Source organism: Xanthomonas campestris pv. asclepiadis (assembly GCF_020784175.1).
GTDB classification, from domain to species: Bacteria; Pseudomonadota; Gammaproteobacteria; order Xanthomonadales; family Xanthomonadaceae; genus Xanthomonas; species Xanthomonas campestris_D.
Genome location: NZ_JAJGQM010000028.1, coordinates 22,136 through 40,863, shown reverse-complemented (window position 1 = coordinate 40,863; position 18,728 = coordinate 22,136). Strand labels below are relative to the sequence as shown.

Annotated in this window: 9 protein-coding genes; all 9 read right to left on the bottom strand. The window is 64.6% G+C overall.

Annotated elements, in window-relative coordinates; translation table 11 throughout:
* Positions 1 to 16: 16 nt before the first annotated feature.
* The 9 genes from LL972_RS13475 to LL972_RS13435 all read right to left on the bottom strand — a co-directional run bounded on the left by LL972_RS13475 (position 17) and on the right by LL972_RS13435 (position 18,606).
* Entirely contained in the window at positions 17 to 2,398 is a 2,382-nt protein-coding gene (locus LL972_RS13475; protein ID WP_228328025.1) for a methyl-accepting chemotaxis protein, read from the bottom strand.
* Positions 2,399 to 2,483: 85 nt separating this feature from the next.
* On the bottom strand, positions 2,484 to 2,867 hold the full coding sequence (locus LL972_RS13470; protein WP_005993867.1) for a hypothetical protein: 384 nt from the start codon (positions 2,865 to 2,867) through the stop codon (positions 2,484 to 2,486).
* Positions 2,868 to 3,038: 171 nt separating this feature from the next.
* Positions 3,039 to 3,524 carry a chemotaxis protein CheW gene (locus tag LL972_RS13465; protein WP_016904902.1) on the bottom strand — a complete coding sequence of 162 codons (486 nt, stop codon included), beginning with the start codon at positions 3,522 to 3,524 and terminating at the stop codon, positions 3,039 to 3,041.
* A gap of 131 nt (positions 3,525 to 3,655) precedes the next feature.
* On the bottom strand, positions 3,656 to 4,441 hold the full coding sequence (locus tag LL972_RS13460; protein ID WP_228328024.1) for a flagellar brake protein: 786 nt from the start codon (positions 4,439 to 4,441) through the stop codon (positions 3,656 to 3,658).
* 625 nt (positions 4,442 to 5,066) lie between these two features.
* Positions 5,067 to 7,739: a methyl-accepting chemotaxis protein gene (locus LL972_RS13455; protein ID WP_228328023.1), complete on the bottom strand. Its 2,673-nt coding sequence runs from the start codon at positions 7,737 to 7,739 to the stop codon at positions 5,067 to 5,069.
* A 331-nt stretch (positions 7,740 to 8,070) separates the two neighbouring features.
* Positions 8,071 to 10,335, bottom strand: a complete 2,265-nt coding sequence (locus tag LL972_RS13450) for a methyl-accepting chemotaxis protein (protein WP_228328022.1) — start codon at positions 10,333 to 10,335, stop codon at positions 8,071 to 8,073.
* A 505-nt stretch (positions 10,336 to 10,840) separates the two neighbouring features.
* Positions 10,841 to 13,099, bottom strand: a complete 2,259-nt coding sequence (locus LL972_RS13445; RefSeq protein ID WP_228328021.1) for a methyl-accepting chemotaxis protein — start codon at positions 13,097 to 13,099, stop codon at positions 10,841 to 10,843.
* 671 nt (positions 13,100 to 13,770) lie between these two features.
* The gene (locus LL972_RS13440; RefSeq protein ID WP_228328020.1) at positions 13,771 to 16,245 is read right to left on the bottom strand and encodes a methyl-accepting chemotaxis protein; all 2,475 of its coding nucleotides are present in this window, start codon (positions 16,243 to 16,245) and stop codon (positions 13,771 to 13,773) included.
* Positions 16,246 to 16,353: 108 nt separating this feature from the next.
* Positions 16,354 to 18,606 (bottom strand): methyl-accepting chemotaxis protein, encoded by a 2,253-nt coding sequence (locus tag LL972_RS13435; protein WP_228328019.1) that lies wholly within the window; start codon positions 18,604 to 18,606, stop codon positions 16,354 to 16,356.
* Positions 18,607 to 18,728 lie beyond the last annotated feature (122 nt).

Genomic DNA, 18,728 nt, shown 5'->3' with positions numbered 1-18,728 from the left:
CGGGGACCGCCTTGGATCAGAACTCTTGCCAGTTGCCGTCAGCCAACGCGGCCTGCGGCTTGCCCGGCCGCGACGACGTGGCCGCGGCACGCGCGGCCGGCTTGGCCGCGGACGTCACCGCAACCGGACGCGAGGCGACCGGGCGCACGCGCGCGGCCGGGGCTGCCGGGGCGGCGGACTCGTCCAGCTTGAACACCGACACCGCTTCGGCCAGATGGCCGGCCTGCTCTTCCATCGAGCGTGCGGCCGCAGTGGCTTCTTCCACCAGCGCGGCGTTCTGCTGGGTGGTTTCGTCCATCTGGGTGATGGTCTGGTTGACCTGCTCGATGCCGGCCGACTGTTCCTGCGAGGCGGCGGAGATCTCGCCCATGATGTCGGTGACGCGCTGCACGCTGGCCACGATCTCGGCCATGGTCGCACCGGCCTTGCGCACCAGTGCCGAACCCTCGGCCACCTTGTGCACGGAGTCGTCGATCAAGCCCTTGATCTCCTTGGCGGCACCGGCCGAACGCTGTGCCAGCGTGCGCACCTCGGAGGCGACCACGGCAAAGCCGCGGCCCTGTTCGCCGGCACGGGCGGCTTCCACCGCCGCGTTCAAGGCCAGGATGTTGGTCTGGAAGGCGATGCCGTCGATGACCGAGATGATGTCGGCGATCTTCTTGGACGAAGCCTCGATGCCGGACATGGTGGTGACCACCTGCGAGACCACGTCGCCGCCTTGCGAGGCCACCCCGGTGGCGCCGATGGCGAGCTGGTTGGCCTGACGGGCGCTTTCGGCGTTCTGCCTGACGGTGGAGGTGAGCTCCTCCATCGAGGCGGCGGTTTCTTCCAGGTTGGCCGCCTGCTGCTCGGTCCGATGCGACAGGTCGCTGTTGCCCGAGGCGATCTCGCCGGCGGCCGAGTTGATCGCGGTGGACGAGACCTTGATGCGCCCGACGATGTCGGAAAGCTGCTCGGCGGTGGCATTGGCATCGTCACGCATCTGCGCGAACACGCCGCTGAATTCGCCGCGCATGCGCACGGTCAGGTCGCCGCGCGACAGCGCCGACAGCAATGCGGAGATCTGCTCCAGGCTGGCGGCGTTGGCATCCAGCAGGCCGTTGAGCTGCTGGGCCAGCTGCAGGAAGAAGCCCTGCTTGCCATCGGTTTCCACCCGTCCGCTCATGTCGCCGCTGGCGGCGGCACGCACGATGCGGGCGACTTCTTCTTCGACCTGGACTTCGATGGTGCGATCGCGCCATTCACAGACATCGCCGGTGCTTTCGCCCTGCTCGTTCTTGATGACGGTGACGGTCTGCATCATCACAAACTCGCCGTAGCGCTCTTCGAAGCTGGTGATACCGTCGCGTTCCAACGCTGCGATGGCCTTGCGCACGGTCGGTTCGGGCAGGCCGAGATAGCTGATGTGCTGACCGATGATCTTGCTGGCTTCAAACTCGGGCGAGGACAGACGGATGCTGCCTTCGTAATGCGTGACCAGCTTCTGGAACGCCTCGTTGGCGTAGATCATGACCCGATCGGTGTCGGTGATGAAGGTGCCGGTGGAGGACTTGTCCAGCGCGGTACGGATACGCAGGTTTTCGTCGGCGATCTTCTTGTCGCGTTCGATGCGTTCCTTCAGGTCGCGCTGCATGCGGTGCATGGAGCGCATCAGTTCGCCCACTTCGTCCTGGCCCTGCACATTGATCTGGCCGTCGAGCTTGCCGCTGGCGATTTCGGTGGCGGTGGACACCGCGCCGCGCATGCTCTTGACGATGGAACGTGCGAACAGGAATGCCAGACCCAGGCCACCGGCGATGCCGATCAACAGCACCATCACGGTCAACGAGACCGAGGTGGCATGGACCTTTTCAGCCTTGCTCTTGGCAGCCTGCGCCAGCAGATTGTCTTCGGCGATCAACGCGGCCAGCGAATCCTTGGCCTTGTTGTGCAGGGTGCGGGTCTCGCCGACGAAGGTGTCGACGGCATCGTCGGGCAGATTGAGCTCGACCATTTCGTCGACGCTGGCGTAGGAGGCCGCTGCCTTCTTCCAGTCCGCCACGAACACGTCGAACAATTTCTTTTGCTGCGGGGTTTCGATCAGGCGGGGATAGCCTTTGATCGTGGCTTCGATTTCGCCATTGAGCCGCTTGGCGCGGACCTTGGCTTCCTGCTTGACCGAGTCGCTGGCGCGCACCAGATTTTGATAAGACGCATTTCGATATTCGCCGAGCATGCCGCGCAGATCGCCTGCTTCGCGCACGCTGGACATGGTATTGCCGGCCAGGTCGCGGGTGACGTTATTGAGCGACGCCAGGCCCGCATAGGCGATGATCCCCTGCACCAGCATGATCAGCAGCACGATGCCGAACGCCAGCATCAGCTTGGGCATCAATTTGAGATTGTTGATCCATTGCATTGACACGATTCCCCGATAGAAGTCAGTGCGCATAACCGCAAACAGCACATCGCCACGCGCGAGGGCGTGGCGATGTGCGAAACGATTACTTGATGGTGGCGAGCTTCAGGCTGGCCGGCGAGCTGACTTCGATTTCGGCACGCGAGCTGTCGCGCTGGATCTTGCCGAGCACACAGACGTCCTTGCCTTCCAGGCTTTCCGGGGCAAAGCTGAACTTGCCGCGGTTGGCGCCGTCTATACGGGCCGAGAAGGTGTGACGCGGGAACATGCCGCCCATGTACAGGAAGGTGGGTTCACCTTCCGAGCTCTGGGCGTACTTGGCCTTTTCGACCTTGCCGCACACCATGCCGTCCTTGCCGACGAAGCGGGTCGCCATTTCCGGCGGAATCATTTCCTGCGACTGAGCCGACAGCGTGGGAGCAACGATCACGAGAGCAGCGACGGGGAGGAGCGAGAGCAGGAACTTCATTGGGATTCTCCAGAATCAAAAGTCGAACGGTGACCCGTTTGTGTACGCGGGCTTCTATTCAGCTATCGGCCAGCCGCCGTTCAACTTGAATCTGAAAAACGTGATTTCCATCTCACTTCAACTTCGTTGTACGTCTCGTGTCGGGAAGCTCCCGACACCAGATGGTCTGAATCAGGCCGCTTCTTCGGCCAGCTGCTGCTGACCGAGTTCGGTGCTGTCCAGCAGGGTCTCGATATCCAGCAGGATCAGCATGCGATCGTCCTGGGTGCCGATGCCCGAGATGAAGCGGGTGTCGACCGAGGCGCCGAATTCGGGGGTGGGGCGGATCTGATCGTCGTTGAGCGGAATCACGTCCGAGACGCTGTCCACCACGATGCCGACCACGCGGTCTTCGACGTTGAGCACGATCATCACGGTGAAGGCGTCGTAGCGCGCTTCTTTCAGGCGCAGCTTCAGGCGCAGGTCGATCACCGGCACGATGGTGCCGCGCAGGTTGATCACACCCTTGATGTAGTCCGGTGCGTCGGGCAGGCGGGTGACCGAATCGTAGCCGCGGATTTCCTGCACTTTCAGGATGTCCACGCCGTAGTGTTCTTCGCCCAGGGCGAAGCTGAGGAATTCACCACCGGTGCCGGTGGTCGTGCTTTTGTCGTTCATGGAAACTCCGGGCGTTGCGGCTGAGTGTCGGATTGCAGCTATAAGAAAAGCATGCGGATGAGGATTGCCCTAGCAACATCGGCGCAGTGCAGGGCAACTTTAGCCGTGCGCCGTGGCTGGTGCGGGTGGGTTCAGAACACGCCGCTCTTGCGCGCATTGCGCTGGCGGTCGACCCGGAAGATGTAGCGCTGGATGGTCTCGTCGGCGCCGCGTGGCAGGTCGCTGAACTGCATGCCGATGCGGAAACCTTCGCTGCCGTTGGGCAGGGTCTGCTTGTACTGGCTGCACACCGTCAGCGGCAGGGTGATAGGCGCGGTGTCCGGCAGTTGCAGCGTGCAGTTGCGGTAGGTGCGCTGCGGTTCGAGCAGTGGCATGCCATCGGTGAGCGAGACTGCCAGGCCGCCGCTGCTGATATCGATCACGCGCAGCTGCAGATTGAGATTGCCGCCCTGTGCGTCGTCCTGGCGAATGATGCAGATGGGCGAGTCGGTGATCGGCGTTTCCAGCCGGTACGACTCGCGACGCTGCATGTGATACATCGCCTCGGGCAGGTCGGCGCGGAAGGCGACATGGATCTCGCGTTCCAGCCGCTCGGGCGTTTCCAGCCGGAAGCGGATATTGACCCGTTCCAGTTGTGCGTAGCACAGCAGGTACTTGGCCTCCTGGATGGCGCGGTTGGAGGCCTCGTTATGGCTGCCGTCCAGAATCACGCAGTCGTCGTCCTCGTCCACTTCGAGCACGGCGGTGGGCACGGCCATGTCGCGCCCAGCCACATGCATGGTCACGATGGCGCGCTGGTCGAGCAACTGCCGCAGCAGGCCACGGATCCGCCGTTTGTTGCGCAGCAGATAGCGCTCGTCACCTTCGGCAAGGTGATCGGCGTCGTGATCCAGCTCTGAGGTATCGCCTTGGGACATGGGCACAGGCACAGTAGATGCGGGAAGACGCCGCAACGGTTGTCCCGGCGTCGCCTTGATATCGGCGGCAGAGCGAAATCTTTAAGAGCGGCTGACAAAAAACCACTGCGTGACGTCTTGGTTGCTTTCGGCGTTGTGTTCCTGGCGCTGGATGGTGCGATAGATCCAGTTGCGGAGCGGGCGGGATCTGCGGATTTGCGGAGGGGCCCTTGCCCGCCCACCATCGCGGGATACGCCGCAAGTACGTCGCTGTAGGCTCCAGCGCGGCATCCATGCCGCTTAAGGTCCCGCGACGGTGAGCGGACAAGGGCCAGTCGAAATGGTCGGTGTGCATGGCCTTTAATAAAGCAGCCGAGCAACTGTCTGGTGCGGTGTCCTTGCCGGTTGCGGGACCGTGTGGCGGCATGGATGCCGCCACCGAGCCCCCAGGGATGGGTTCACGGCGTGTCCCGCGAGCGGTGAGGGCACGCGCTCTCGACACACTGGACTTTTGATCTAGGCACCGGCTGCATTCAAACGCCGCAACGCAGCTTCCACTGACGGATTTACGGCGTTTCCGCAAGCGGCGAGGGCATGCCACCCTCGACTCACCGAGTTGATGAACGCGCTGTCTCCGCGTGTGGCATCAGGGATAGGCGTGCCGTGCGTTGGCCAGCAAGGTGTTCAGTTGGTCCTGCTGCTCCAGGCGGAACACCGCCACCGCATCCACCAGCTGCGCGGCCTGGTCTTCCATCGCGCGTGCAGCCGCAGTGGCTTCTTCCACCAGCGCGGCGTTCTGCTGGGTGGTTTCGTCCATCTGGGTGATGGTCTGGTTGACCTGGGTGATGCCGGCGGCCTGCTCGCGCGAGGCGCTGGTGATCTCGCCCATGATGTCGGTGACGCGCTGCACCGAGCTGACCACCTGCTGCATGGTGCTGCCGGCCTCGGAGGCCAGTGCGGCGCCGTTGCCGATGCGGGTCACCGAGTCGTCGATCAGGTGCTTGATCTGCTTGGCTGCACCGGCCGAACGCTGCGCCAGCATCCGCACTTCCGAGGCGACCACGGCGAAGCCGCGCCCCTGTTCGCCGGCGCGCGCCGCTTCCACCGCTGCGTTCAAGGCCAGGATATTGGTCTGGAAGGCGATGCCGTCGATGACGGAGATGATCTCGGCGATCTTCTTGGACGAGGTGTCGATGTCGGCCATGGTGGTGACCACGCGGCCGACCACATCGCCGCCCTTGGCCGCCACGCCGGCGGCGTCCAGCACCAGCCGATTGGCCTGGTCGGCGTTGTCGGCATTCTGCTTGACGGTGGCGGTGAGTTCTTCCATCGAGGCGGCGGTTTCTTCCAGTGCTGCGGCCTGCTGTTCGGTGCGACGCGACAGGTCGCCATTGCCGGTGGCGATCTCGGTGGCAGCCGAGTTGATCGCCAGCGACGAGTCCTTGATTCGGCGCACGATGCCGGCCAGCTGATCGGCCGTGGCATTGGCATCGTCGCGGATGGTGGCGAACACGCCTTGCAGGTCGCCATCCATGCGCGCGGTCAGATCGCCCTGCGACAGCGAAGAGAGCAGGGCGGACACGCGCGACAATCCATCTGCATTGTTGTCTAGCAGTACGTTGAGTTGCTGGGCGAGCAGCAGCAGGAAGCCCTGCTTGCCTTCCAGGCCGACACGCTCGCTCAGATCGCCGGCAGCGGCGGCCTGCACGATGCGTGCGACTTCCTGTTCCACCTGGACTTCCTGGGTGCGGTCGGCCCACTCGACCACAAAGCCCATGCGCTCGCCGGCCGCGCCCAGCACCGGGTTGACCACCAGCCGCATGGTGCGGCCACCGACATGGATCTGCGCGGTGTGGGTGCCGGTGAGTTGGTCGAGCATGCGCGCCTGATGTTCGGGCTTGCGGTGGAACTGGTCGATGCTGGCATCGATCAGCGCATCGGCATCGAAGTTGGGCAGGTCGCGGCGCAGCTCGTCCTGCACGCTCTTGAGCATGCGCTGCAGCGGGCGGTTGACGTAGATGATGCGGCGATCCGCATCGGCGATCATCACGTTGGTGCTGACATCGTCCAGTGCAGTGCGCACGCGCAATGCTTCGCTGGCGATCAGGTGATCGCGTTGCAGGCGCGCGCGCAGGTCGTCGCGCATGGTGCGCGCATTGAGCAGCAGGCGACCGAGTTGGTCGTGGCGGTCGACCTCGATCGGGTTGTCCAGGCGTCCGGCAGCGACATCGCCGAGCACGCGCTCCACCGCCAGCAGCGGACGGGTGACCATCCTGCGCGCGGCAATGAACACCACCGCGATGCACAGGCCCAGCACCACCAGCGAGAACAGCAGCATGCTGCCCATCAGCTCGTCCAGCGGGCCATCGATGGCGCTGCGCGGCTGGGTGCCGATTACCGCCCACTGCCACGGCGCATAGCGCTGGGCGGTGACTTCGAAGGCCTGGCTGTTGCCCTTGGCATCGCGCAACTGCAGGTTGGCGCTGGGCTGCTTGCCGTCCAGTACCGACTGCAACAGCGCCTGCTGCTCGGCCGGCACCAGCGCCGCCAGGGTGGCCGGTGTGCCCGGCGGGGCAGCGATGACCTGGCCCTGATGCTCGCCCGGTGCCATGTCGACGATGACGAAATAGCCGTCCTGGCCCAGTCTGGTGGTGCTGACCTGCGCCTTGAGCGCGGCCAGGCCCTGGGTGTAGTTGCGACCGACGAACAGCGCGCCGATCACCTCGCCGGCGGCATTGCGCAGCGGCTGGTAGTGGGTCATGTACTGCTCGCCGAACAGTTGCGCCTGGCCGGTGAAGGCCTTGCCTTGCGACAGCGCGGCATAGGCCTTGCCCTTGCGGTCGAGCAGGGTGCCGATCACGCGTTCGTTCTGCTTGTTGCGCAGCGAGGTGGTGATGCGCACGAAGTCGTCGCCGCTGCGCGCGAAGATCGTCGCGACCCCGCCGGCGGTCTGCGCGAAGCGATCCACCGCGTCGACATTGAGGTTCAGTGCCTGCCTGCCGGCACGCAGCGACGGCGTCTGCTGCTCGCCGATGGTGACGGAGCTGGCGGTATCGAGGGTGCGCTCGCCGCTGGGAAGCATGCTGTCGAACACACTGCCCAGGCGCTGGGTGCCTTCGGTCAGGGTGACGTCGTACATCGCGACCGACTGTTGCATCAACCGGGTGCTGGAGCGCAGCTCGGCCTTGACCTGGGATTCGATGTCGTCGGCGGACTGGCGGTAGATGGTCAGGGCCAGCAGGCCGAGGGAGAGCGCGATCACCAGTGTCAGCAGCGCGGACAGCCGGGTACCGACGGACAATCGATTGAAGGAATGCATGAGGAATCGACCTTGCCCGGGGGAGGGCGTTACGGATGCGTGAAGTCGATAACGGCCATTTATGCAATTAATTGATGGTATGTGTTGAAGTCAGCACAATTGTCCAGCTCGCTTGACTTCCAGGGCCAACAGAGCAAAACAGCATTTGTTATTTCTTGGTGAAGTTTCGCGCTTGGAGCAGCGTTTGCCCCGATGCCGTCCGGCGGATGCCCGAACCAAAAAAAGGGCCGCTTCCCTCGCAAGGAAGCGACCCTCAAGATTCGTTGACCGAATCAAACTACGCTCGAATGCTGTTTCTGGAGACTACGGGTGTTACACGTTGCGGTGGGGCTCAGAACTCCTGCCAGTCGCTCGGACTGGCAGTGGCTGCCGCTGTCACCGTGCCGGTGGTGGCGCGGCGTGGCGCTGCGTTGCTGCCGGCACGTGCGGCCGGGCGGGCCGCGAAGCGTGCGTTGACGGGCGCGGCGAGCATCGACGCGGGCTGACGTGCTGCCGGGCCCTGCTCGACGATCTTGAACACGGCGACCGCTTCGGTGAGCTGCTGGGCCTGTTCTTCCATTGAGCGGGCGGCGGCGGTGGCTTCTTCCACCAGCGCGGCGTTCTGCTGGGTGGCTTCGTCCATATGGGTGACGGTCTGGTTGACCTGCTCGATGCCGGCCGACTGTTCCTGCGAGGCGGCGGAGATCTCGCCCATGATGTTGGTGACGCGCTGCACGCTGGCGACGATCTCGGCCATGGTCTTGCCGGCCTGGTCCACCAGCTGCGACCCGTCGGCCACACGCTGCACCGAGTCGTCGATCAGGCTCTTGATCTCCTTGGCTGCTGCGGACGAACGCTGTGCCAGGGTGCGCACCTCGGAGGCGACCACGGCAAAGCCACGGCCTTGATCGCCGGCACGCGCCGCTTCCACGGCGGCATTCAGGGCCAGGATGTTGGTCTGGAACGAGATGCCGTCGATGACGCTGATGATGTCGGCAATGCGCTTGGACGAGGCTTCGATGCCGCTCATGGTGTCGACCACCTTGCTGACCACGTCGCCGCCCTGCGAGGCCACACTGGCGGCGCCGATGGCAAGCTGGTTGGCCTGGCGTGCGCTTTCGGCGTTCTGCCTGACGGTGGAGGTGAGTTCTTCCATCGAGGCAGCGGTTTCTTCCAGGTTGGCGGCCTGCTGCTCGGTGCGCTGCGACAGATCCTGGTTGCCGGTGGCGATCTCGCTGGCGGCGGCGTTGATGGAGGTTGCCGATTGCTGGATGTGTCCGACGATGCCAGACAACTGGGTCGCGGTGGCATTGGCATCGTCACGCATCTGTGCGAACACGCCCTTGAAATCGCCGTCCATGCGCGCGGTCAGGTCGCCTGCCGCAATCGCCCGCAGAATGCCCGACAGCGACTGCAGGCTGCCATCGGCGGTGGCCATCAACTGGTTGAGGCTCTCGACCATGACGCGGAAATCGAACTGGAACTGCGCCGCATCGCCGCGGGCGCCGAAGTCGCCGTCGGCGGCGGACTGGGCCAGCTGCTTGATCTGCTGATTCATCGAGGCCAGGTTGGTTTTCACCTGCGCCATGGTGTCGGTCAGCTTGGCCTTTTCGCCAGGCAGCGCATCCATGTCCTCGCTGAGGTCGCCGATCGCGTAGCGGCCCATGATCTGTGCCAGACGCAGCGTGACCTGGACGTGGCTGTCGACCAGGGCATTGGTATCGCCGGCCATGCGGCCGTAGTCGCCCGGGAACGCATCGGCATCCATGCGGAAGCTGATCTGGCCGCCGTCGTGGCGCTTGGCCATATCCAGCTGCGCGGTGATCAGGTTGCGCACCTGGGATTGCATCTTGTCCATCGCCTGCAGCAGACGACCGGTTTCGTCGCTGGCCTCGCTGTGCACGGCGTTATCGAGCTTGCCGTCGGCGATCGCCTCGGCAGCACGGGTGGCGCGGTTCAACGGGCCGGTGAGGCTGCGGGTGATCATCCACGCCAGCAGCGCGCTCAGCAGCACCACCGCAAGGCCGCCGCCGATCAGCATGCTGCGGCCACGCGCCATCGAGGCATTAGCCTGGTCGTAGGCCAGCTGGCTGCTCTTGCGCTGCGCGTCCGAGTAGGTACGAATCGCATCCTGCCAGCGCTGGGTGGCCGGCGCGGCGCGTTCGAGCAGGATCGGCATGGCCTGGTCGACCTTGCCGGCCGTGCCCAGTTCGCGCACCTGCTGGTTATGCGCCAGTGCCTGCTCGCGGGTCGAATCCAGCGCATTGCGCAGTTCCTGGTCGTGCGCGTCGGCGGGAAATGCATAGAGCTTCTCGCGCAGCTCCTTGTAGCGGATGCGCTGGGCGTCGATCACATCACCGAACTGGCGATTCTGTTCGGCGGTGGTCGGCAGCACGATGTTGCGCAGGTTCAACGAGATCGTGGCGTTGGCGTCCAGCATGTCGGTGGCGTACTGGATCATCGCCATGTTGCGGTTGACGATGGTGTCCAGGCGTTCGCGTGCCTGGCTGAGGGTGTACAGGCCGGCGGCCACCAGCGCGCAGGACAGGAGGATCAAGACGCCGAAGGCCAGGGAAAGGCGCTTGCCGACGTTGAAGCGGTGCAGGAAGGAGTTCATGGAGTGACCTGAGCAAATGTACCGTTGGATGGAATGGCCTGCAGCAGTGCTGGAGCATTGCGTTGCACGTCATGCCTTGTGTGATGCGTCGGTCAGATAACGGCGTTAGAACTGCTGTATTGAGGCAAGCTGGACTGGTCGGTAAAGCCGGGTCTCAGGCACGTGACTGCCATGTATACAAGGGGTAGGGAATCGGTGGGGGTATGTCAGGAATTTCCCTAGAAAACACCCGGTAAGTGCGGTTTTGAAGGTGGCGCGACAGAGATCGGCAGGCACGATGTGAAGTGAAATTTCACGCTGATCGCGGTGCAAGCGAGCGTGTGGACAGCGGTGATGTCGCGCACAACGCAAAACGGCACCGCGAGTGCGGTGCCGTGGTGAACATGCTGCAGATGCGGATTGCAGGGCCGTGTGCTCAAGCGTGGTGCGTACCCCGCTCATGTCCACGCGCGTTGCAATAACTGACGCGCACTCTCGTGGATGTGCCGACAGCGGTCAGTGCTGCTTAGAACTCCTGCCAGTCGCCCACGTCGTTTGCCGTTGCGGATGCACCAGCGGTGCTGCGACGCAAGGGCGCGGCAGTGCTGGTGCGGGCGATCGGACGCGGTGTGCTGCGGGCATTGGCAGGCGCATTGGCAATGGCCGACAACTGGCGCGCCACCGGTGCGTGTTCGGCAACCTTGAACACGGCGACCGCTTCGGTGAGCTGCTGGGCCTGTTCTTCCATCGCCCGTGCGGCGGCGGTGGCTTCTTCCACCAGCGCGGCGTTCTGCTGGGTGGTTTCGTCCATCTGGGTGACGGTCTGGTTGACCTGCTCGATGCCGGAATACTGCTCCTGCGACGCAGAGGAAATCTCGCCCATGATGTTGGTGACGCGCTGCACGCTGGCGACGATTTCGGCCATGGTGGTGCCGGCCTGATCGACCAGGGTGGCGCCCTGGGTGACCTTGTCGACCGAGTCGTCGATCAGGTGCTTGATCTCTTTCGCCGCACCGGCCGAGCGCTGCGCCAAGGTGCGCACCTCGGAGGCGACCACCGCGAAGCCACGGCCTTGTTCACCGGCGCGTGCCGCTTCCACCGCCGCATTCAAGGCCAGGATATTGGTCTGGAAGGCGATGCCGTCGATGACGCTGATGATCTCGGCGATCTTCTTCGACGAGCTCTGGATGTCGGACATGGTGGTGACCACCTTGGCCACCACGTCGCCGCCCTGCGACGCCACGGCCGCCGCGCCGATGGCGAGCTGGTTGGCCTGGCTGGCGTGTTCGGCATTCTGCTTGACGGTGGAGGTGAGCTCTTCCATCGAAGCGGCGGTTTCCTCCAGGTTGGCGGCCTGCTGTTCGGTGCGCTGCGACAGATCCTGGTTGCCGGAGGCGATTTCGCCCGATGCCAGGCCGATCGCGTCGGCGGCGGTCTGGATGCGGCCCACGATGCCGGCCAGCTGTTCGGCGGTGGCGTTGGCGTCGTCGCGCATCTGCGCAAACACACCCTGGTACTGGCCGCTCATGCGTGCGGTGAGATCGCCAGCGGCGATCGATTGCAGCAGGCCGGAGAGCGATTGCAGGTTGCCGTCGGCGGTGGCCATCAAGTTATTGAGGCTCTCCACCATGACGCGGAAATCGTACTGGAACTGCTCGGCATTGCCGCGGGCGGTGAAGTCGCCGTTGGCCGCCGACACGGCCAGATGCTTGATCTCGGTATTCATCGCACCAAGATTGACCTTAACCTGCGCCATGGTGTCGCTGAGCACGGCCTTTTCGCCGGGCAGCTTTTCCATGTCCTCCGACAGGTCGCCGATCGCATAGCGGCCCATGATGTGCGCCAGGCGCATCTTCACCGCGAGGTGCGAGCCGACCAGGGCATTGGTGTCCTTGGCCATGCGGCCGAAGTCGCCCGGGAAGGCATCGGCATCCATGCGGAAGCTGATCTGGCCATCGTCGTGGCGCTTGGCCATGTCCAGCTGTGCGGTGATCAGATTGCGAACCTGGCCCTGCATGCGGTCCATGGCCTGCAACAGGCGGCCGGTTTCGTCGTTGGACTGCGTGCGCACGTCGTTGTCGAGATTGCCGTTGGCGATCGCTTCAGCGGCGCGGGTGGCCTGGGTCAGCGGGCGTACCAGGCTGCGGGTGATCAGGAAGCCGAGCAGGGTGCTGAACAGCACCACCGCGAGGCCGCCGCCGATTAGCATGGCCCGGCCGCGGACCATTTCCGCTGTCGTGGCCACATAGGCTTCCCGGGTGCGCTGACGCTGCAGGTCCGAATACTCCGTCAACGCGTTCTGCCATTCCTGCGTGCCCGGTGCGGCCTTTGCCAGCAGCAGCTTGAGTGCTTCATCAGGCTTGCCGGTCAGGCCCAGCTGCGCGACGTCTTCGTTGGTCTTGCGGGCCTGGTCGCTGGCAAGGTCGATGCGGTCACGGATCCGGGTCGCTTGGGGCGAAGCGGAAAACTCGTACAGCTTGCGGCGCGTGTCTTCGTAGCTCTTCAGCTGGTCCTTGATGGTGGCGTAGAAGCGCAGATTGTCTTCTTGCGAGGTCGGCAACACGATGTTGCGCAGTTGCACGGCGATGACCGAGGTGGCGTTGGTCATGTCCTGTGCGTACTGCATGATCGTGATGTTGCGGTTGACCACCGTGTCCATGCGGTCGCGGGCCTGCGCCAGCGTGTAGAGGCCGGCGGCGACCAGCGCGCACGACAACAGGATCAGCGTGCCGAAGGCGAAGCTCAGGCGCTTGCCGACGTTGTACCGTTGAAGAAGAGCGATCATTTGGGGGGTCTCGAGGCAGTTGGCAAGAAAGGACAAAACGCGTCGGCGCGGACGCGTGGGTAATACGCAGGTACAGCAGGGCAGGCACGCATCCAGCCGATCCATCACCCGGGCAACAGCAGGGTGGCCCCAGCGATTGCAAGGCAGGTATGCGTGCCGTGATAGGTAACGGCCGGCGGCTACGCGACTGAACTCATCGCCCCTGCTGCGTATGGGTGGCCGTCACCGAAGTGACGCGCATGTGCACAAACTGACCGGAAATGCCGGTGGGAGCGCTATCAACGCCGACGCACCCGTCCGCGGATTCACATCTGTCTCACCCTTGCGGGCGCGACGCACCGTTGCCGTTGCGAGGTGACCGGGTGGAAAGCCCCCCCGATGCAGCGATGCCCCGGCCAGGGCGACCCCGGCGCTGCAGCGAGGACAGGCATGCATTGCCTGCGGCAGGCATCAGACCCGCCCTGGGCACGTTGAAGCGGGGTCTGCAACGGCGATGTCATGCCACCGCGTCAATTTCGATCGGGATGCAGTGCTCGATCGCAGGGCTCAGCGGTGTTGGTCAACCGCAATCGGTCAAGACACCGCTGCCGGCGACCGCGTTGCACGAGGGCACTGTGCGACAGCCCACAAGCGTGCGGCATCGCACGCGCGCACATCCGCACGCCACTGCGTCACGCAGCACGCACGAGCCTGGCCGGCACGGCAGCGGCCTGCAGCTGGAACACCGACACCGCATCGCGCAGCTGCTGCGCCTGGTGTTCCATCGAACGTGCGGCGGCGGTGGCTTCTTCCACCAGCGCGGCGTTCTGCTGGGTGGCCTGGTCCATCTGTGCGATGGTCTGGCCGACCTGTTCGATGCCCTGAGACTGCTGCTGCGAGGCCTCGCTGATCTCGTGCATGATCTCGGTGACGCTGCGCACCGAATCGACGATGTCCTGCATGGTGCGACCGGCCTGGCTGACCAGCACATTGCCTTGCTCGACCCGGCTCACCGAATCGTCGATCAGCTGCTTGATCTCCTTGGCCGCGCCGGCCGAGCGCTGCGCCAGGGTACGCACCTCGGAGGCGACCACCGCAAAACCGCGCCCCTGTTCGCCGGCGCGTGCCGCTTCCACCGCCGCATTCAAGGCCAGGATGTTGGTCTGGAACGCGATGCCGTCGATGACCGAAATGATGTCGGCGATCTTCCGGGACGCCGCCTGGATGCCGGCCATGGTACCGACCACGTCGCCGACCACCGTGCCACCTTGCGAGGCCACTGCGGCGGCGCCGACCACCAGTTGGTTGGCGCGCCGCGCATGCTCGGCGTTGTTGCGCACGGTGGAGGTGAGTTCCTCCATCGAGGCAGCGGTTTCTTCCAGATTGGCGGCCTGCTGCTCGGTGCGCTGCGACAGGTCCTGGTTGCCGGCGGCAATCTCGCTGGCGGCATCGTTGATGGCGTCGGTGGACTGCTGGATGCGTCCGACGATATCGGCCAGTTGCGCCACGGTGGCATTGGCATCGTCACGCATCTGCGCGAACACGCCGTGGAAGTCGCCCTGCATACGGGTGGTGAGGTCGCCTGCGGCAATGGCGCGCAGCACACTGGACAGCGCGCCCAGATTGCCATCGGCGGTGGCCATCAGCTGGTTGAGGCTGTCGACCATGGCCAGGAAGTCGTACTGGAAGCGCTGCGTATCGCCACGCACGCTGAAATCGCCGTTGGCGGCGGCTTGCGCCAGCAGCTTGATCTCGCTGTTCATCGCCGACAGGTTGGCCTTGACCGCATCCATGGTGTCGCTGAACACGGCTTTCTCGCCGGGCAGGCGGTCCATGTCCTGGCTCAGATCGCCGATCGCATAGCGCGACATGATCTGGGCGAGTTTCATCTTCACTGCGATATGCGAGCCGACCAGGGCGTTGGTGTCGCGCACCATGGTGGCGTAGGCGCCGGGGAAGGTCTCGGCGTCCATGCGGTAACTGATCTGGCCGGCGTCGTGACGCTGCGCCATCTCGCTCTGCGCCGCCAGCACGCGCTGCAGCTGCTCCTGCATCCGGCGCATGTTGTCGAGCAGCTGGCCGGTTTCATCGCGGCTGGGCGCAGCGATGTGCTCGCCGAGCTGGCCTTGGGCGATATTGGCCGCCACCGCAGCGGCGCGGCGCACATTGCGGGTCAGCCGGGACAAGGTGGACCAGCCCAGCGCCGCGATCAGCACGGCCAGCAGCGACAGTCCGGCAATGGCCTGCCACATCGCGTTGCGGGCATCGGCCAGGTGACGCTCGGACTGGCGCTGCAAGGCCTGCAGCGAGACGCTGCTGAGCGCCTGCATGGCCTGGCCGAGATCGTCTAGCGCGGCGTTCCACCTGGTGTCGGCGTTGGCATCGCTGCCGTCCAGCGCGGTGCCGAGCGCGGCCAGCGCCGCGTCTGCACGCGCGGTTTCGGCCTTGGCGGCATCGGCCAGCGCGGGGTCGGGCTGTTCCAGCAGGCCCATCGCCTTGTCCAGCTCGTGGCGGAAACGCCGGTGGCTGCGGGCCAGCTGGTTGAGCTGTTCGCGCAGCATGGCGCGGCTGTCGGCCGCCTGCGACGGGTCGCTGGCCGCATCCAGCCGGGTCAGCGACTCGGTGGCATCGGGGCTGTAGATCAGCGTGGCCACCACCAGGTGGTAGCTTTCGATATATGGGGTGTAGACCAGCTGGCTGTCGTCGCGCAGGGCGTCGAGCGCGGCAAATGCCTGTTCGCTGACCGCGGTGTAGCCGTCTGCAGCGGCGCTGGCGACGTGGCGCTGCTGCAGGCCAAGCAAGGCCGTCTGGCTGCGTTCGAAGCCCGGTATCGTGGCGGTGGTGGCGAGCAGGTGTTGCAGATCGCGATCGGCACGCTCGGCCGCGGCGCTGGCGGTGCCGCCGCTGTCCACGTGGGCCGCATGCAGATCGGTGATCAGCCCCAGCATCTGTCCGAGCGGCGCATAACTGCGCAATTCGTTGCTGCTGATGGCCACACTTTCGTTGAGCTTGCCGCTGTACAGCAGCACCGGAATGACCAGGCCGGCCAACGCCAGCATCCCGATCACGCCAAGCTTCCTGGCGATCGCCAGATCATCCCAGCGGCGGCTCCAGCGACGCGGGGTGGGTGGGGCGGTCTGCGGCGACAGCGCGGGCGAGGTGGTCATGGATGTTTCTCATAGGCGTACGCAGCCTATCGGCCGATCACGGCGATGCCTTGAGCTGACCGGCGTCGACGCCGGCCAGCTCCATTCAGAGTGTTGCGCTCGCTTTGCTCAGAACTCCTGCCAGCTGCTGTCGTTGCTCGGCGCGGTGACGACCATGCGCGGCTTGGCCGCGGCGCTGCGTCCGGCCGCGGCGACCTTGGCCTTCAGTGCGGGAGTCACCACCGGACGCGGCGCTGCCGTGCGCACCGGTGCCTTGGCATAGGCATGGGCATCGGTCTTGAACACCGCCACGGCGTCGGTGAGCTGGGTGGCCTGGTCTTCCAGCGCCCGTGCGGCGGCGGTGGCTTCTTCCACCAATGCGGCATTCTGCTGGGTGGTCTCGTCCATCTGGGTGACGGTCTGATTGACCTGCTCGATACCCGAGGATTGCTCCTGCGAGGCAGCGGAGATCTCGCCCATGATGTCGGTGACCCGCTGCACGCTGGACACGATCTCGCCCATGGTCTTGCCGGCGCTGTGCACCAGCACCGACCCCTCGGAGACACGCTGCACGGAGTCGTCGATCAGCCCCTTGATCTCCCTGGCGGCCGCAGACGAGCGTTGCGCCAGCGTGCGCACTTCCGAGGCGACCACGGCGAAGCCGCGCCCCTGTTCGCCGGCACGCGCCGCTTCCACCGCCGCGTTCAAGGCCAGGATATTGGTCTGGAACGAGATGCCATCGATGACCGAGATGATGTCGGCGATCTTCTTGGACGAGGCTTCGATCCCGCTCATGGTCGCGACCACCTTGCTGACGATCTCGCCGCCCTGCGAGGCCACGCCGGCTGCGCCGATGGCGAGCTGGTTGGCCTGGCGCGCGCTCTCGGCGTTCTGCTTGACGGTGGAGGTGAGCTCTTCCATCGAGGCAGCGGTTTCTTCCAGATTGGCCGCCTGTTGCTCGGTGCGCTGCGACAGATCCTGGTTGCCGGCCGCGATCTCGCTGGCAGCACCCTTGATCGACACCGCCGAGGTCTTGATGCCACTGACAATCTCGGCCAGTTGCATGGCCGTGGCATTGGCATCGTCACGCATCTGCGCGAACACACCGCGGAAGTCGCCGCTCATGCGTGCGGTGAGGTCGCCGGCGGCGATCGATTGCAGCAGACCGGAGAGTGACTGCAGGTTGCCGTCGGCGGTGGCCATCAGGTTGTTGAGGCTTTCCACCATCAGGCGGAAGTCGTACTGGAAGCGTTCGGCGTCGCCGCGGGCGCTGAAGTCACCGTTGGCCGCCGACACGGCCAGATGCTTGATCTCGGTATTCATCGCACCGAGATTGACCTTGACCTGCGCCATGGTCTCGCTGAGCACGGCCTTTTCGCCGGGCAGTTTTTCCATATCCTCGGACAGGTCGCCGATCGCGTAGCGGCCCATGATCTGCGCCAGGCGCATCTTCACCGCGATGTGCGAGCCCACCAGCATGTTGGTGTCGTGTGCCATGCGGCCGTACTCGCCGGGGAAGGCATCGGCATCGATGCGGAAGCTGATCTGGCCATTGTCGTGGCGCCTGGCCATGTCGGTCTGTGCGGCGAGCAGGTTGCGCAGCTGCAGCTGCATCTTGCTCATCGCCTTGAGCAGACGGCCGCTTTCGTCATTGAACTGGGTATCGACGTCGTTATCCAGTTTGCCACCGGCAATCGATTCGGCAGCGCGGGTGGCCCGGCTCAGCGGCTGGGTGAGGCTGCGGGTGATCAACAGGCCCAGCGTGCCGCTTAGCAGCACCACCAGCAGCGAGCCGCCGATCAGCAGCTTGCGCGAGTCGTCCATGGATTGCAGTGCCGCAGCGGAAGCGTCGCCGGCCAGCTTGTCCTGCAGTGCGATGTTTTCGGCGATCTTGTCCTGCCACTGCTGCATTGCGGGCGCGGCCTTGGTCAGCAGCAAAGGCAACGCGTCGTCGCTGTGACCGGTCATGACAAGGTCAATGACTTTGTCGTTCAACTCTTTCGCCACGGCGCGGCGGCGATCGATTTCCGCCCGAATGGCCTTGCCTTCTTCGGAGGGGGGAATTGCATACAGGGTTTCGCGTGCCTTGAGGTAATCGGTGCGCGCCGTCTTGATGATCTCGATGAACTTGAGATTATCTTCATTGGAGGTCGGCAGGACGACATTGCGGATCTGCATCGAAATGATGTAATTGGCACTCATCATGTCATTGGAGAGGCGGATCTTCTGCATGTTTTGATGCACCAGATGGTCCACCAGCGCACGTGCAGAGGTCAGGCCGCGATAACCGATAAACGCGATGATGCTGGATAATACGATCAGGACAGCAAAAGCCGCCGCTAGTCGAGGGCCGACGTTGTAGCGTTGGAGAAGTGCAGTCATGACAAATCCTGGAAGGCTTTATGCGATGGATGGGAGCGGCCAGGTAACGCCAACCAGTGTCTGCGTGACTTGTCGCTATGCGCAGTAACGGCGCGCGACAGCATCACTGAATACCTCGATAT

Bases quoted from the DNA above. Each gene is read 5' to 3' on its own strand.
- LL972_RS13460 (WP_228328024.1), bottom strand. From the start codon at position 4,441: ATGTCCCAAGGCGATACCTCAGAGCTGGATCACGACGCCGATCACCTT.
- LL972_RS13450 (WP_228328022.1), bottom strand. From the start codon at position 10,335: ATGAACTCCTTCCTGCACCGCTTCAACGTCGGCAAGCGCCTTTCCCTG.
- LL972_RS13455 (WP_228328023.1), bottom strand. From the start codon at position 7,739: ATGCATTCCTTCAATCGATTGTCCGTCGGTACCCGGCTGTCCGCGCTG.
- LL972_RS13475 (WP_228328025.1), bottom strand. From the start codon at position 2,398: ATGCAATGGATCAACAATCTCAAATTGATGCCCAAGCTGATGCTGGCG.
- LL972_RS13445 (WP_228328021.1), bottom strand. From the start codon at position 13,099: ATGATCGCTCTTCTTCAACGGTACAACGTCGGCAAGCGCCTGAGCTTC.
- LL972_RS13440 (WP_228328020.1), bottom strand. From the start codon at position 16,245: ATGACCACCTCGCCCGCGCTGTCGCCGCAGACCGCCCCACCCACCCCG.
- LL972_RS13435 (WP_228328019.1), bottom strand. From the start codon at position 18,606: ATGACTGCACTTCTCCAACGCTACAACGTCGGCCCTCGACTAGCGGCG.
- LL972_RS13465 (WP_016904902.1), bottom strand. From the start codon at position 3,524: ATGAACGACAAAAGCACGACCACCGGCACCGGTGGTGAATTCCTCAGC.
- LL972_RS13470 (WP_005993867.1), bottom strand. From the start codon at position 2,867: ATGAAGTTCCTGCTCTCGCTCCTCCCCGTCGCTGCTCTCGTGATCGTT.